Genomic DNA, 15,714 nt, shown 5'->3' on the forward strand with positions numbered 1-15,714 from the left:
CTCGATGTGCTATTCCTATTTTAGCATACTTATAGCATTTTCACGAAGAAAAGGACGGACCGAAGTCACATCCTTTCATTTTCTTTCTTTAATTGATAAGCGATATAGATAATCAGCAGTAACAAGACTAGACTTGTCATGATAGAACCTTCTATGCCAAAAGAACCACCTGATAGCCAGCCTTGATTGCCTTGTGGTAAAAAGGTCATCAGAGACGTTCCTGATGGTTGACCACTAACTAAAATCCCAAAGAGATTGCCCTGAGCAAAATTCCAGGCTCCATGAATACCTGCAACACCCCAAACTGTATCAGTTTTGAGAAGGTAAAGAGCCATGGCAACTCCGAATAAAAAGAGATTCACTAGAGATAGAGGTGTGAGACCCGAATTGCCCATATGAAGCAGGGTGAAGAACATGCTAGATATAAGAACAGCAAGTTTTAGATTGGTTCTTGAGGCCAATTGTGGAAGGAGCCAAGCACGGGATACCACTTCTTCTGCTGTCCCCTGTAAAATCCAAAATGGGATAGTAAAGACAACAAAGGCAAGCGAATAAGGATTCAAGTGAATGGACTCAAAACGATATTGCCCTAATGCTACTAAACCTAACAAGGTCAGAAGAAAAAGTGCCAAACCTAATCCAAATCCTTTCAGAAGACTGCTGAGGAAATTTTCTCTATAAAATCCTAAAGTTCGAATAGGTCTTTTCTCAACTTTTCTAGTCCATCTGAACACAGTGTTGAGAATAAAACCAAAGGCCAGCAATTCTAAAATTAAACGAAAATCACCTGTTTTATCCGTCAAGCTCTGATGCAAGGTCTGCAAGTACGTTGCAAGATTTTGACCAGCCTCTCCAAAATTTCTAGCAAGTCCGATGAGAGCTAACAAGCTAATACCATATAAAGTATAAGCCACAAACTCTCCTATAAAGACAAAAACAAAGGCTAACAAGGGGCTTGTGTATATATTTAAACTCATTTGAGAAGCTTGGAAGTCTTTAAATATTCTCTTGTTCTTCATATTCTTGCCCTCTTTTCTTCTACTATATACTATTATTATAACACTTCATAGTAGCAATTCAAGAAAGAAAATAAAAAAACGATGTTACATTTTCTAACACAAAAATATAAAAAATTTGCCTTTTTTTACTTTTTCTGATATAATGGGAAAATATTCGGAAAAGGAGACTAAAAATGAAGAAAAAATTTCTAGCATTTTTGCTAATTTTATTCCCAATTTTCTCATTAGGTATTGCAAAAGCAGAGACGATTAAGATTGTGTCTGATACCGCCTATGCACCTTTTGAGTTTAAAGATTCAGATCAAACTTATAAAGGAATTGATGTTGACATTATCAACAAAGTCGCTGAGATTAAAGGCTGGAACATTCAGATGTCCTATCCTGGATTTGATGCAGCGGTCAATGCGGTTCAAGCTGGTCAAGCTGACGCTATCATGGCAGGGATGACAAAGACTAAAGAACGTGAAAAAGTTTTCACCATGTCTGATACTTACTATGATACAAAAGTTGTCATTGCCACTACTAAGGCACACAAGATTAGTCAGTATGACCAATTAAAAGATAAAACTGTTGGTGTTAAAAACGGAACTGCCGCACAACGTTTCCTTGAAACAATCAAGGATAAATACGGCTTTAGTATTAAAACATTTGACACTGGTGATTTGATGAACAACAGCTTGAGTGCTGGTGCCATCGATGCCATGATGGATGACAAACCTGTTATCGAATATGCCATCAACCAAGGTCAAGACCTACATATTGAAATGGATGGTGAAGCTGTAGGAAGTTTTGCTTTCGGTGTTAAAAAAGGTAGCAAATACGAGCACCTAGTCACTGAATTTAACCAAGCCTTGGCTGAAATGAAAAAAGATGGTAGTCTTGATAAAATCATCAAGAAATGGACTGCATCATCTTCTTCAGCAGTACCAACCACAACGACTGCTGCTGGTCTAAAAGCAACTCCTGTTAAAGCTAAATACATCATTGCCAGTGATTCTTCTTTTGCACCTTTTGTTTTCCAAAACTCAAGCAACCAATTTACTGGTATTGATATGGACTTGATTAAGGCCATCGCTAAAGACCAAGGTTTCGAAATTGAAATCACCAACCCTGGTTTTGATGCCGCTATCAGTGCTGTTCAAGCTGGACAAGCTGATGGTATCATTGCTGGTATGTCTGTCACAGATGCTCGTAAGGCAACTTTTGACTTCTCAGAATCCTACTACACTGCCAATACTATCCTTGGTGTCAAAGAATCAAGCACCATTGCTTCTTATGAAGATTTAAAAGGGAAGACAGTTGGTGTTAAAAACGGAACTGCTTCTCAAACATTCCTAACAGAAAATCAAAGCAAATACGGTTATCAAATTAAAACCTTCGCTGATGGTTCTTCAATGTATGACAGTTTAAATACTGGAGCAATCGATGCCGTTATGGATGATGAGCCTGTTCTCAAATATTCTATCAGCCAAGGGCAAAAATTGAAAACTCCAATCGCTGGAACTCCAATCGGTGAAACAGCCTTTGCTGTTAAAAAAGGAGCAAATCCAGAATTGATTGAAATGTTCAACAACGGACTTGCAAACCTTAAAGCAAACGGAGAATTCCAAAAGATTCTTGATAAATACCTAGCTAGTGAGTCTTCAACTGCTTCAACAAGCACTGTTGATGAGACAACTATCTGGGGCTTGCTTCAAAATAACTACAAACAACTCCTTAGCGGTCTTGGTATCACTCTTGCTCTAGCTCTTATCTCATTTGCTATTGCCATTGTTATCGGGATTATCTTCGGTATGTTTAGTGTTAGCCCCTACAAATCTCTTCGTGTGATTTCTGAGATTTTCGTTGACGTTATCCGTGGTATTCCATTGATGATCCTTGCAGCCTTCATCTTCTGGGGAATTCCAAACTTCATCGAGTCTATCACAGGCCAACAAAGTCCAATTAACGACTTTGTAGCTGGTACTATTGCCCTCTCACTCAATGCAGCCGCTTATATCGCTGAGATCGTTCGTGGTGGTATTCAGGCCGTTCCAGTTGGTCAAATGGAAGCCAGCCGAAGCTTAGGTATCTCTTATGGCAAAACCATGCGTAAGATTATCTTGCCACAAGCAACTAAATTGATGTTGCCAAACTTTGTTAACCAATTCGTTATCGCACTTAAAGATACAACTATCGTATCTGCTATCGGTTTGGTTGAACTCTTCCAAACTGGTAAGATTATCATCGCTCGTAACTACCAAAGTTTCAAGATGTATGCAATCCTTGCTATCTTCTATCTTGTAATTATCACACTTTTGACTAAACTAGCGAAACGCTTAGAAAAGAGGATTCGTTAATGGCAAAATTAAAAATTGATGTAAATGATTTACATAAGTATTATGGAAAAAATGAGGTTTTAAAAGGAATTACAACTAAGTTCTATGAAGGAGATGTTGTTTGTATCATCGGTCCTTCAGGTTCTGGTAAGTCAACCTTCCTCCGTAGCCTCAATCTTCTAGAAGAAGTCACTAGTGGTCACATCACTGTGAACGGTTATGACTTAACTGAAAAAACTACCAACGTTGACCACGTCCGTGAAAATATTGGAATGGTGTTCCAACACTTCAACCTCTTCCCACACATGTCTGTATTGGACAACATTACCTTTGCTCCTATTGAGCACAAGTTGATGACTAAGGAAGAAGCTGAAAAATTGGGAATGGAGTTGCTTGACAAGGTTGGGCTAGCAGATAAAGCTAATGCTAACCCAGATAGCCTATCCGGAGGTCAAAAACAACGTGTGGCCATCGCCCGTGGACTAGCAATGAATCCAGACATCATGCTCTTTGATGAACCAACTTCTGCCCTTGACCCTGAGATGGTCGGAGACGTACTAAACGTTATGAAGGAATTGGCTGAGCAAGGCATGACCATGATTATCGTAACCCATGAGATGGGATTTGCTCGTCAGGTTGCTAACCGCGTTATCTTTACTGCAGATGGTGAATTCCTTGAAGACGGAACACCTGATCAAATCTTTGATAACCCACAACACCCACGTCTGAAAGAGTTCTTGGACAAGGTCTTAAACGTCTAAACGCAAACTGTAAGGATTTCCTTGCAGTTTTTTTCTATCTCGTATTGGATTTTTTGATTTTTCGGAAAATTATGTTAGAATTAAATTTATGAAATGAGATTTCCTCATACCTAGCAAGACTAGGAATAAAAATAGAAATTAGGTAGCTAGATGTCATCTAAGGTTATTGTTACAATTTTCGGTGCGAGTGGAGACCTGGCTAAACGCAAGCTCTACCCTTCCCTTTTTAGACTATATAAATCCGGCAATCTTTCCGAGCACTTTGCAGTCATTGGAACTGCTCGTCGTCCTTGGAGCAAGGAATATTTTGAATCTGTTGTCGTCGAATCGATCCTTGATTTGGCAGATAGTACCGAACAGGCTCAGGAGTTCGCTAGCCACTTCTACTATCAAAGTCATGATGTCAATGATACAGAACACTACATTGCTTTACGTCAATTGCAGGCTGAACTAAATGACAAGTACCAAGCTGAACACAACAAGCTCTTCTTCTTGTCTATGGCACCTCAGTTCTTTGGAACTATCGCCAAACACCTCAAGTCTGAAAACATTGTGGATGGTAAAGGTTTTGAGCGCTTAATCGTTGAAAAACCATTTGGTACAGATTACGCAACTGCAAGCAAGTTGAATGACGAGCTCCTGGCAACATTTGACGAAGAACAAATTTTCCGTATCGACCATTATCTTGGTAAGGAAATGATCCAAAGCATCTTTGCAGTTCGCTTTGCAAACCTGATTTTTGAAAATGTTTGGAACAAGGACTTTATCGATAATGTTCAAATTACCTTTGCGGAGCGCTTGGGTGTAGAAGAACGTGGTGGTTACTATGACCAATCTGGTGCACTCCGTGACATGGTCCAAAACCACACTTTGCAACTGCTTTCTCTGCTTGCCATGGATAAGCCAGCAAGCTTCACAAAGGACGAGATTCGTGCTGAAAAGATTAAGGTCTTTAAAAACCTCTATCATCCAACGGATGAAGAGCTTAAAGAACACTTTATCCGTGGTCAATACCGTTCAGGTAAGATTGATGGCATGAAATATATCTCTTATCGTAGCGAGCCAAATGTGAATCCAGAATCTACAACTGAAACCTTTGCATCTGGTGCCTTCTTTGTAAACAGCGATCGCTTCAGTGGTGTTCCTTTCTTCTTCCGTACTGGTAAACGACTGACTGAGAAAGGAACTCATGTCAACATCGTCTTTAAACAAATGGATTCTATCTTTGGAGAACCACTTGCTCCAAACATTTTGACCATCTATATCCAACCAACAGAAGGCTTCTCTCTTAGCCTAAATGGAAAGCAAGTAGGAGAAGAATTCAACTTGGCTCCGAACTCACTTGATTACCGTACAGACGCGACCGCAACTGGTGCTTCTCCAGAACCATACGAGAAATTAATTTATGATGTCTTAAATAACAACTCAACTAACTTTAGTCACTGGGATGAAGTTGGTGCATCATGGAAGTTGATTGACCGTATCGAAGAGCTTTGGGCTAAAAATGGTGCTCCACTTCATGACTATAAAGCTGGAAGCATGGGACCTCAAGCAAGCTTTGACTTACTTGAAAAATTCGGTGCCAAATGGACTTGGCAACCAGATATCGCCTATCGTCAAGATGGTCGTTTAGAATAACAAAAAATCCTGCAAGTTTGTACCTTGCAGGATTTTTACTTCTAATTAGATTAAGCCTTCCAAGAGACCCTTCATAAAGTTTTCTGAATTAAATTCTCCAATATCATCGATTTTTTCACCAAAACCAATCAATTTTACAGGAATATTGAGTTCTTCACGGATGGCTAGAACAACACCACCTCGAGCAGTTCCATCAATCTTAGTCAAGACAATTCCAGTTAATGGCGTGATTTTTGAAAATTCTTTGGCCTGTACCAGGGCATTTTGACCCGTTGATGCATCAAGAGCCAAGAAGGTTTCATGTGGTGCTTCTGGTACAACACGTTTGATAATACGACCAATCTTTTCCAGCTCAGCCATGAGGTTGTCCTTGTTTTGCAGACGACCAGCGGTGTCAATCATAAGAATATCGATACCTTCAGCTACTGCTCGTTCCATCCCATCAAAGACAACGCTAGCTGGATCAGCTTTTTCAGGCCCCGTCACAACAGGAACATCAACACGACGGCCCCATTCTGCTAGCTGGGCAACGGCTCCCGCACGGAAGGTATCTGCTGCTACTAGCATGACTTTTTTGCCAGCTTGCTTGTAACGATGAGCTAATTTCCCAATAGAAGTTGTCTTCCCAACACCGTTCACACCGACGAAGAGCATAACTGTCAAACCATCTTGGAAATGGATTTGTTCATCGTAGTTGCCATCCTTTTCGTAGAGTTCAACCAATTTCTCGATAATGACACGGCGAAGTGCATCCGGCTTCTTAGCGTTTTCGAGTTTAGCTTCATAGCGAAGCTCTTCTGTTAGGTTAGAAGCGACCTGCACACCGACGTCACTCATGATGAGCAATTCTTCCAATTCTTCGAAGAAGTCTTCATCGACAGAACGGAAGTTAGCAAAGAAGGCATTCAAGCGTGCTCCGAAGCCTGTACGAGTTTTCTTAAGACTGCGGTCATATTTTTCCTGAACAGTTTCTTCTACTTGAGACGTTTCTGGTTCAAGCACTTCAGAACTATTTTCTTCTACAGTCTCTAGGAGCTCAGTATTCTCTTCCTCTGTGACTTCTTCTGAGTTTAGCAATTCTTCGACTTTTTCTTGATGAACCTCTACATCTGGCTCTGAATCCAGACTTTCTTCAACTGTATCTTGATTTTCCTCTTCTTGGAGCGCAACTTCTTCAGAACTTTCAATTTCTGCTTCTTCTTGAGAAACTTCCTCAGCTTCTGTATCTTCAGACAAATCAAGATTTTCCAGAGCTTCTTTTACAACTTCTTCGATTTTAGGTTCTTCTTTTTTTCCGAATAGACGGTCAAATAATCCCATATCTTAGTTCTCCTTTAGCACATATTCTTCGATAGCCCAGGCGACAGCCTCTTCATCATTGGTCATTGGCGTCACTACATTTGCGACTGCCTTGACTTCAGGAACAGCGTTTTGCATGGCAACACCGAGCCCTGCCCATTCAATCATAGAGAGGTCATTGGCCTCGTCACCACATGCCATGACTTGACTTTGGTTAATTCCAAGATGGCTGATCAGTTTTGCCAAACCTGTTGCTTTATGAACATTCTTTGGTGACCACTCTAGCAACATTTCACGTGACTTAAAGATTTCATATTGATCAAACAATTCTGGAGAAATCTCTTGAATGGCTGCATCCAAGGGTTCTTGAGCAAAGGCAGTCACGCATTTATTATAAGTCATTTGACTAGATAAGTCTGCAAAGTCAACTGGAACAAAAGTCAAAGCTGGATTGAATTTGGCATAAAGACTTTCTTGGTCAGATTGAATTTGATAAACAGTTCCTTCTGAGATGGCATCAAGAGGCAGTGATAATTTCTCTGTTTCCTCATACAAGCGTGCCACATCATCATATGAAAAGACTGTTTTATCAAGGATTTCACCTGTATTTTTCTGAACCAAACCACCATTAAAAGTAATGGTATACTCATCTTCGTGACCGTCAGTCCCTAGCTCATGGAGAAAGAAATCCATAGCTTTTAAGGGACGACCAGTTGTCAATACGACCTTGATACCACGATCACGCACAGCTTTCAAGGTTGCCTTGGTACGATCCGTCAGCCTTTTATCAGTAGTCAGCAAGGTCCCGTCCAAGTCCAATGCGATTAATTTTATATCTGCCATTATAAGCCCTCCATATAAGCTATAACCGACTGGTCCTTATGGTGACCAATCACAGTCTCTGCTAATTCTAAAATTTCTGGTCGTGCATTTTCAGGAGCTACAGGATGTCCCACAACCTGCATCATATGCAAGTCATTTAGATTGTCTCCAAAAGCCATAACCTGATCCATTGTGATGCTAAGTTTTTTAGCCAATTCAACAATGGCCACTCCCTTATCGACATAGTCCAGAACAATATCAATGGATTCAAAGCCAGTTGTCATGGCCTTAACACCAGGGACGTTTTCGTTTACCCAAGCTTCCCCAGCTTCTAGCGTTTCTTCTGTGAAGTTGGTTGTAAATTTGAAAATGTCATCTGTAATATCTTCTAGACTCGCTACTTTTTGGATATTTTCATTATAGTGCTGACTCACTTTTAAATAGGTCTCATCAACCGTATCTAGAACATAAGCTCCCTTTTTTCCCGTCAAGAGCAGTTTATTGATATCTACATAAGGTGAAGTTTTCAGCCTTTCAAAAGTCGTCAGATAAAAGTCACGAGACATGGTCGCTTCATACAAGTCCTGACCTTGATATTCTACCAAACTGCCATTTTCCGCGATGAAAATAATGTCATCACGAACATCAGCAAATAATTTTTCTAGAGACAGAAATCCGCGCCCCGAAGCCACCGCAAAGTAAATCCCTTTTTCCTTGTAGGAAACCAAGAGAGACTTGAGGCGGTCCATTTCAAAGCGTCCATTCTCATCTAGGAAGGTTCCGTCCATATCTGTTGCTACTAGTTTAATCATAAAATCTTTCTTACTCCGATTAGTAAATCTACCTTCTATTATACCATAGATGAGTAGAAAAAGGACGAGTCTATCAGCTTTGCTTCTCTTTTATCCTTCTCAACTAGCTAGTGCTGTTTCTATCTTTTAAAAAACTCGTAAAATTAAAATCGTGCAACTTTTTTCAGATACTTTTAAAAGATTGATTTCATAACCTGTTTCCTTTATACTGGATAAAAAGGAGAATAGTATGTCAGAAACAAATCACGAAATCGATTCAAATTTTGCAGGTCGTTTAAATATCCTGCGTGCTGGTGTTCTTGGTGCTAATGATGGAATTATTTCCATTGCTGGTGTGGTTATCGGGGTTGCCAGTGCTACCAGCAATATCTGGATTATTTTTTTATCAGGATTTGCAGCTATTTTGGCTGGTGCCTTTTCAATGGCTGGTGGAGAATATGTATCCGTCTCAACTCAGAAAGATACAGAGGAAGCGGCCGTTGCGCGTGAGCAGCTCTTGCTAGACCAAGATATGGAGCTAGCCAAAAAATCCCTCTATACTGCTTATATCCAAAATGGAGAATGTGAAACCTCTGCCCAACTCTTGACCAACAAGGCCTTTCTTAAAAATCCACTCAAGGCTCTGGTAGAGGAAAAATATGGGATAGAGTATGAAGAATTTACCAATCCTTGGCACGCTGCCATCTCTAGCTTTATTTCCTTTTTCCTTGGTAGCTTACCACCCATGCTTTCAATTACCATTTTCCCAAGTGATTACCGCATCCCTGCTACTGTCCTTATCGTCGGTGTGGCTCTTCTTCTCACTGGTTACACTAGTGCCAAACTTGGAAAAGCTCCAACCAAAACAGCTATGATTCGGAACTTAGCTATTGGCCTCTTGACCATGGGAGTTACCTTTCTGCTAGGATAACTTTTCAGCATTTAGAACATAAGAAATACCTCGATTTTGAAGTCGAGGTATCTTTTTTACATTTGGACAATCTTGCGATAACTTCTTGAAGTAATCATGAAAATCAGCACATAGGCGATAAGGAAGATAGCGCAGATAGACAAGGTCACAATCAACATCATATTCGTATCTATTACACCAATCACTTTTAAAATCAGACTAAGCATATGGTAGGCAAAGGCGAGATGTATGAAGGCAAAAAGCAAAGGAAGAAAGAAAACAGTTAAAACCTGTTTGTTAATGGTTTGCTTGATTTGCTTTTGATCTAAACCGACTTTCTGCAAGATAATAAAGCGTTCACGGTCTTCATAGCCTTCAGAAATTTGTTTGTAGTAGATGACCAGAACCGTTCCGACCATAAAGATAATGGATAGGAAAATACCGATAAAGAAGACACCACCAAAGAGGGCACTCATTTGAGCACTAGCATCTGATAGATTGCTACCATAAACATAGCTACCTTCCTTGTTTAATTGAGCATTAAATTGATTGAGGTATTTATCATATTCTTCAGCAACCTTGAGTTGTTCTTCTTCGCTGGCATTTACATTCATGCCACCGTAAAACTGATTATAGATAGCCGAATCTGGGAATTGATCCAAAAATGCTTGCAAATTAGGAACAACAAGGTAATTGTAATCAGCAGTCAAAATATTAAACTGATTTGGGACATGGTTGACAATGAAATCTTTAGTAAATTCTTCTTTGACAGAAAATTGATGATCGTTCAGAGTTAGAGTTTTCTGTTCTTTAACTCCCTCATTCTTTGCAAAGAGTCCGACCTCATTTCCTGATAGAGACAGTTTTTGACCAGTCATATTTTCATAATCTTTTTGGTCAAATACCATGAAAACTGTTGTGGGTTGGACACGGTTTTGTCCTTTTTCAAAAATAGTTAACTTATTTCCTTCTTGGTTTGCAACACCAAAGTAAGTGTAACGAAGCACTTCTTTCTCTTTAATATTATAACCTTTGTCACTTGCAAACTGGCTCAAGAGTTTGTCCAAATCTTCTTTTTCAACATTTTGCCCTGAAACCCCAAAATCATGAGGATTTAGAACTTTTTTAAAGCTTTCTGAGGCATTGAAAATACTAGTCGCTGCAGACATGGTCACCAAAACCATTGTTGACAAGATAGCGATAGTTGCTAGTCCAACCGCATTTTTCTTCATACGGAAAATCAAATTAGACACTGAGATCAGGTTATTTGGCTGGTAATAATATTTCTTATTTTTCTTCAACATTTGGAGGAAAACGGTAATCCCTGCGTTAAACAAGAGATAAGTTCCAAAGATAACCAGTAAAACAGCTAGGAAGAAGGTTGTTAAGGCTGTAAGAGGATCTTTTACCGTAAGGGCAAGATAATATCCAATCCCTAAACTAATCGAACCAAGAATAGTTTGTAGAGGTAGGAAACGACCTTTTTTCTCTCCGCTTGCTTTCTCACGCGAGAGCTGAAGGGCATTCATACGGGCAATTCGAAGGGAATTCAGGAACACGAGACCTAGGAAAATCAAACCAAAGACAACAAGTACTGTAATGACAACTTTCATCTGGAAAGTAGCGACTAGTTCTACCTTTAATTTCATCAGTTTGAGTAGGAAAGCGAAAATCAACTTGTCAAACAAGGCTCCAATACCGATACCTGCTCCAACAGTTAGAATCCCAAATACCACTAACTCCTTAAAGGTCATACTGATCAGGTGACGTTTCTCCAATCCCAACATGCCATAAATCCCCAGTTCCTTGGAACGGTTTTTCATGACAAAACTATTGGCATAGAGGACGATAATGGCTGACGCAAGGGTGACGACAAACATACCAAATCCTAGAGTAGCTTGAATCGTTTCCCCTCCACGAATTTCTGCAATCTTGGGATTGAAAGTTAGAGAGTAAAAGAGATAGGTGACAGTGACTGCCAAGAGAACAGCCAGCGCAAAAGGATAGTAGAGTTTGCGGTTTTTAATCAAGTTCGATACCGCTAACTTATTGGTTAATCGAAACATACTAATTCACCTCGCTTGCCATGACAGTCAAGGTATCAGAAATTTCTTGGAACATCTGACGTTCTGTCTTCTCTCCACGGTAGATTTGATTGTAAAGAATGCCGTCTTTGATAAAGAGCACGCGCTTGGCTCTGCTAGCTGCTGCTGTTGAGTGGGTTACCATGAGAATGGTTTGGCCGCGCTCATTGATTTCATCAAATACATCAAGTAAGGCTGCAGAGGACTTGGAATCAAGGGCACCTGTTGGCTCGTCCGCAAGGAGAATTTCAGGTTCTGTGATGATGGCGCGGGCTACTGCTACACGCTGTTTTTGCCCACCTGAAATCTCGTAAGGGTACTTCTCTTGCAATTGGTTAATTCCCAGATTCTCAGCTGTCACCACCAATTTCTTCATCATCTCCGTAATGGGTCTTCTTGACAAGACAAGGGGAAGCAAGATATTATCTTTTACAGAGAGAGTATCTAACAAATTAAAGTCTTGGAAGACAAATCCCAGCTTTTCACGACGGAAGCTAGAAGCCTGTGAATTTTTAATGGTTGCGGTGTCAGTTCCATTCAAGTAAACCTGACCACGAGTTGGTTTATCCAGCATAGCTAGAATATTGAGCAAAGTTGATTTACCAGAACCAGACTCACCCATGATGGCAACGTAGTCACCCTTTTCGACGGTAAAGTGAATATCCTTGAGGGCTTCTACTTGGTTGCCCTGAAAACGAGTTTTATAAATTTTTTGAACGTGTTTTACATCTAAAAGTGTCATGAGAATCTCCTTTCTTAATATCCCATCAAATGAAATGTTGCTTGCATCATAGCGCATCCCAGCTGAACACGCTCGATTTCTTTGTGACTTGGTTTTCTAGTTTTCTTATGTAAGATTTGTTTCATGATGTTACTCCTTTGTTCTTTATGAGTCTAGTTTACATCAAAAAAAGACTGCTTGCCATAACCTAACCTTACAAAAGAGACTTTAATCTTACATTTTTGTAAGATTGGGGGGAAATGTAGATATTTTATTAAAAATATTTTACCATAAAAAGAAAGCAAGAAGAAAACCCTTGCGGATACAAGGGTTCAAGAAATGTTAAAATAGATTAGTCGAATTCATAGACTAACAGTAAAATAACTGTTTCTACCTCACCAAAACCATCCATCATTTTCTTCAATGGCTTGGGCTTCCTTGCGTTTGCGTGGTCCTGTTCCGTACATTTCGGCTTCTATGTCTTCCTTGGTTGGTAAGATAGAGGCAAGAATGATGTAAATAATCACACCAATTCCAAAATTTGCCACGGTAAAAATAGCAAAGAGAAAGCGGACTAGGGTTACATCAAAATTCCACTTGTCTGACAGACCTGCCAGAACTCCTGAAATCATGCGATTTCGTCTCATTTTATAAAATTTACTGTTCATGATTTTTCCTCTTTCTACTAGGTTAGACACAGTATATCACGGGTAGGCTCGGCTTTCATCAGTCCTCAGGCTGATTTATTAGTAGCAATTTACCTCTACAAACTCCACAGCGATAGCGTACAGTATCAATCCTTCTCTTGCGATGATACCTTTGCTTGCAGAATTGACAACGATAAAGTTTGAGTGGTTTGGAGTGGCTATTTGTCAAGGAGGGTACAAAGCGTAATCCATCCACTGCTTTCAACAGTTCCTTAAAATCCCTATCCTTGTGTTGATAGCCCTTCCCTTGAAAATAGAGGTGATAGTGACAGAGTTCATGGCGAACAATTTTCCTAAAAACATCCAGACCCAGTTCCTGATAAACCTTGGGATTAAAATCCAAATGCCCATCTTTGGGGAAAAATCGCCCACCTGTCGAACGTAGACGCCTATTCCACTGAACATGATGGATAAAAGGTCTGCCGAAGTCTTCTAGTGAAACCTGCTTAACGTAATCAGTCAGTTTCATTTGGAGCGAGAAGCGACAGATTGACTTTTTCACGTTCAGTATCAATTTTCTTGACCCAAACCGTTACCAAATCACCAACGGATACCACTTGGCTGGGATGCTTGATAAACTTCCGACTCATATGGGAAATATGAATTAGACCGTCTTCGTGAATTCCAATGTCAACGAAGGCACCAAAGTCAACTACATTACGCACCACACCCTCTAGCTTCTGACCAACCACTAGATCCTTGATATCTAGGACATCTTGGCGAAGCACAGGTGCGTCAAAGGAATCACGGAAATCTCGACCTGGTTTGAGAAGGTCAGCAATGATATCTTTAAGGGTTTCTGGACCAAGTTCTAGTTCTTGCGCCATTTCCTTGACTGAAAGGGACTTGAGTTTGCTTTGGGCTTCTTCATTCAAGTCTGTAATGTCCAAACGTTTGAAAAGTTCCTTAACGGCAGCGTAATTTTCTGGGTGAACTCCTGTATTATCAAGGATATTGCTACTTTCAGGGATACGGAGGAAACCAGCAGACTGCTCAAATGCCTTGGCCCCCAGACGAGGAACTTTCTTGATTTGGGCGCGTGAAGTGATTTTTCCCTCTTCCTCACGGTATTTGACAATATTTTCAGAAATAGTTTTATTAAGTCCAGCGACATGGGAAAGAAGAGCTGGGCTGGCTGTATTGACATTGACACCGACTTGGTTAACCACTGTATCGACAACAAAGTCCAGACTTTCAGACAGTTTCTTCTGGCTGACATCATGCTGGTACTGACCAACGCCGATTGACTTAGGATCGATTTTAACCAATTCCGCAAGAGGATCTTGCAAACGACGGGCGATAGAAATGGCAGAGCGTTTTTCAACGGTCAAGTCTGGAAACTCCTGACGAGCAAGTTCGCTAGCAGAATAGACAGAAGCACCACTTTCATTAACGATAACATAGCTGACTTCAGGGAAATCTTTAAGAACTTCCGCCACAAAGGCTTCACTTTCACGACTGGCCGTCCCATTTCCAATGGCAATAATTTCTACACTGTATTGACCAATCAAGTCTGCCAAATCTTTCTTAGCTTCTTCTATTTGACGAACTGATGCTGGTTTGACAGGATAAATGACCTGAGTTGTCAGCATTTTTCCTGTTGCATCTACGACAGCTAGCTTGGCACCTGTACGAAAGGCAGGGTCAAATCCTAGAACCACGCGCCCTTTCAGCGGAGCAACTAAGAGGAGATTGCGCAGATTGTCAGAAAAGAGTTGAATAGCTCCCTCTTCTGCCTTTTCAGTTAATTCTGTCCGAATACGGCGCTCGATAGCAGGCAAAACTTTTTTCTTAACTGACTGTTGAACAACTTCATCAATATAGGTATTTTTTACCTTGAAACGAGCAGCAAAGAATGCAAGAATACGGTCCGTTGCATGTTCAAAACCGACCTTCAAGACACCTAGCTTCTCCCCACGATTGAGGGCTAAGGTACGATAACCTTGCATATTTCCAACCGTCTCAGAAAAATCATAGTAAATTTGAAAAACCTGCTTTTCATCAAGACTTTCATCCTTGACTTGAGAAGTGAGTTTAGAGTGTCTCAGCACTTCCTGATAAGTCATAGCACGTAAATTGACATCTTCCGATAAGGCTTCGACCAAGATATCAACTGCACCAGCCAAGGCTTCCTTCCCAGTCGCAAATCCTTCACAGACAAACTTCTCTGCCTCTTTCTCTAGGCCAGCTACATTCTGCAAAATCAAGCGAGCAAGCGGGAAGAGTCCGGCTTCACGGGCAATGGTTGCCTTGGTTCGACGCTTTTCCTTGTAAGGAAGGTAGAGTTCTTCTACGTCTGCTAATTTTTCGGCAGCTAAGATAGCTTCTTCCAACTCCTTGGTCAGCTTGCCTTGCTCTTGAATCTTAGCTAAAACAGCTTCCTTACGGTCGTTGAGATTGGTCAGACTTTTATCCAAGTCAATAATGGCCTTAATCGCCACCTCATCTAGACTACCAGTCATGTCCTTGCGATAACGCGCGATAAAGGGAATAGTCGCCCCTTCAGCTGTCAAACTTAGAACGGTATCAATTTGCTTTAACGTCACTCCCAAATCTTGGGAGATTTTTTCATATTTTTTATCCATAAATCTATTATACCATAAGCTAAACGTTTCAAATTACCTCTTACAATATTTAAAAACAA

13 protein-coding genes are annotated in these 15,714 nt (G+C 40.4%); 4 read left to right on the forward strand and 9 right to left on the reverse strand.

The window, feature by feature from the left end:
- Positions 1-65: 65 nt before the first annotated feature.
- Positions 66-1,019: a CPBP family intramembrane glutamic endopeptidase gene (locus tag PAN07_RS00580; RefSeq protein ID WP_269796700.1), complete on the reverse strand. Its 954-nt coding sequence runs from the start codon at positions 1,017-1,019 to the stop codon at positions 66-68.
- 173 nt (positions 1,020-1,192) lie between these two features.
- Between PAN07_RS00580 and PAN07_RS00585 the strand changes: the two genes are divergently transcribed.
- The 3 genes from PAN07_RS00585 (at position 1,193) to zwf (ending at position 5,736) form a co-directional block, all read left to right on the forward strand.
- On the forward strand, positions 1,193-3,358 hold the full coding sequence (locus tag PAN07_RS00585; RefSeq protein ID WP_269796701.1) for an ABC transporter substrate-binding protein/permease: 2,166 nt from the start codon (positions 1,193-1,195) through the stop codon (positions 3,356-3,358).
- Complete coding sequence (locus PAN07_RS00590; RefSeq protein WP_049487244.1) at positions 3,358-4,098, forward strand: amino acid ABC transporter ATP-binding protein; 741 nt, start codon at positions 3,358-3,360, stop codon at positions 4,096-4,098. Before PAN07_RS00585 ends, PAN07_RS00590 begins: the two co-directional genes overlap by 1 nt.
- Before the next feature lie 150 nt (positions 4,099-4,248).
- Positions 4,249-5,736: a glucose-6-phosphate dehydrogenase gene (zwf, locus tag PAN07_RS00595; RefSeq protein ID WP_084863383.1), complete on the forward strand. Its 1,488-nt coding sequence runs from the start codon at positions 4,249-4,251 to the stop codon at positions 5,734-5,736.
- A 45-nt stretch (positions 5,737-5,781) separates the two neighbouring features.
- On the opposite strand, the gene ftsY is transcribed toward zwf, so the two are convergent.
- Genes ftsY through PAN07_RS00610 form a run of 3 tightly spaced genes read right to left on the reverse strand, consistent with a single transcriptional unit; the run spans position 5,782 to position 8,669 of the window.
- Positions 5,782-7,056, reverse strand: coding sequence for a signal recognition particle-docking protein FtsY (ftsY, locus tag PAN07_RS00600; protein ID WP_084863381.1), 1,275 nt, complete (start codon positions 7,054-7,056; stop codon positions 5,782-5,784).
- A gap of 3 nt (positions 7,057-7,059) precedes the next feature.
- A complete protein-coding gene (locus tag PAN07_RS00605; protein WP_084863379.1) occupies positions 7,060-7,878 on the reverse strand; it encodes a Cof-type HAD-IIB family hydrolase in 819 nt (272 codons plus the stop codon).
- Positions 7,878-8,669, reverse strand: a complete 792-nt coding sequence (locus PAN07_RS00610; protein WP_084863377.1) for an HAD family hydrolase — start codon at positions 8,667-8,669, stop codon at positions 7,878-7,880. Before PAN07_RS00610 ends, PAN07_RS00605 begins: the two co-directional genes overlap by 1 nt.
- 229 nt (positions 8,670-8,898) lie before the next feature.
- On the opposite strand from PAN07_RS00610, the gene PAN07_RS00615 reads away from it, so the two are divergent.
- Positions 8,899-9,579 (forward strand): VIT family protein, encoded by a 681-nt coding sequence (locus PAN07_RS00615; RefSeq protein WP_269796702.1) that lies wholly within the window; start codon positions 8,899-8,901, stop codon positions 9,577-9,579.
- 56 nt (positions 9,580-9,635) lie between these two features.
- Here PAN07_RS00615 and PAN07_RS00620 read toward each other — a convergent pair whose 3' ends face one another.
- From PAN07_RS00620 to PAN07_RS00640, 5 genes are all read right to left on the reverse strand, one after another.
- The gene (locus tag PAN07_RS00620; protein ID WP_084863373.1) at positions 9,636-11,624 is read right to left on the reverse strand and encodes an ABC transporter permease; all 1,989 of its coding nucleotides are present in this window, start codon (positions 11,622-11,624) and stop codon (positions 9,636-9,638) included.
- 1 nt (position 11,625) lies between these two features.
- Positions 11,626-12,384 (reverse strand): ABC transporter ATP-binding protein, encoded by a 759-nt coding sequence (locus PAN07_RS00625; protein WP_000173372.1) that lies wholly within the window; start codon positions 12,382-12,384, stop codon positions 11,626-11,628.
- 374 nt (positions 12,385-12,758) lie between these two features.
- Positions 12,759-13,031 carry a PspC domain-containing protein gene (locus PAN07_RS00630; protein ID WP_020901430.1) on the reverse strand — a complete coding sequence of 91 codons (273 nt, stop codon included), beginning with the start codon at positions 13,029-13,031 and terminating at the stop codon, positions 12,759-12,761.
- Positions 13,032-13,089: 58 nt separating this feature from the next.
- Positions 13,090-13,539, reverse strand: coding sequence for a SprT family protein (locus PAN07_RS00635; protein WP_020901431.1), 450 nt, complete (start codon positions 13,537-13,539; stop codon positions 13,090-13,092).
- A complete protein-coding gene (locus PAN07_RS00640) occupies positions 13,526-15,655 on the reverse strand; it encodes a Tex family protein (protein WP_020901432.1) in 2,130 nt (709 codons plus the stop codon). The genes PAN07_RS00635 and PAN07_RS00640 overlap by 14 nt, the downstream gene beginning before the upstream one ends.
- Positions 15,656-15,714 lie beyond the last annotated feature (59 nt).

Source organism: Streptococcus sp. SM5 (assembly GCF_027497975.1).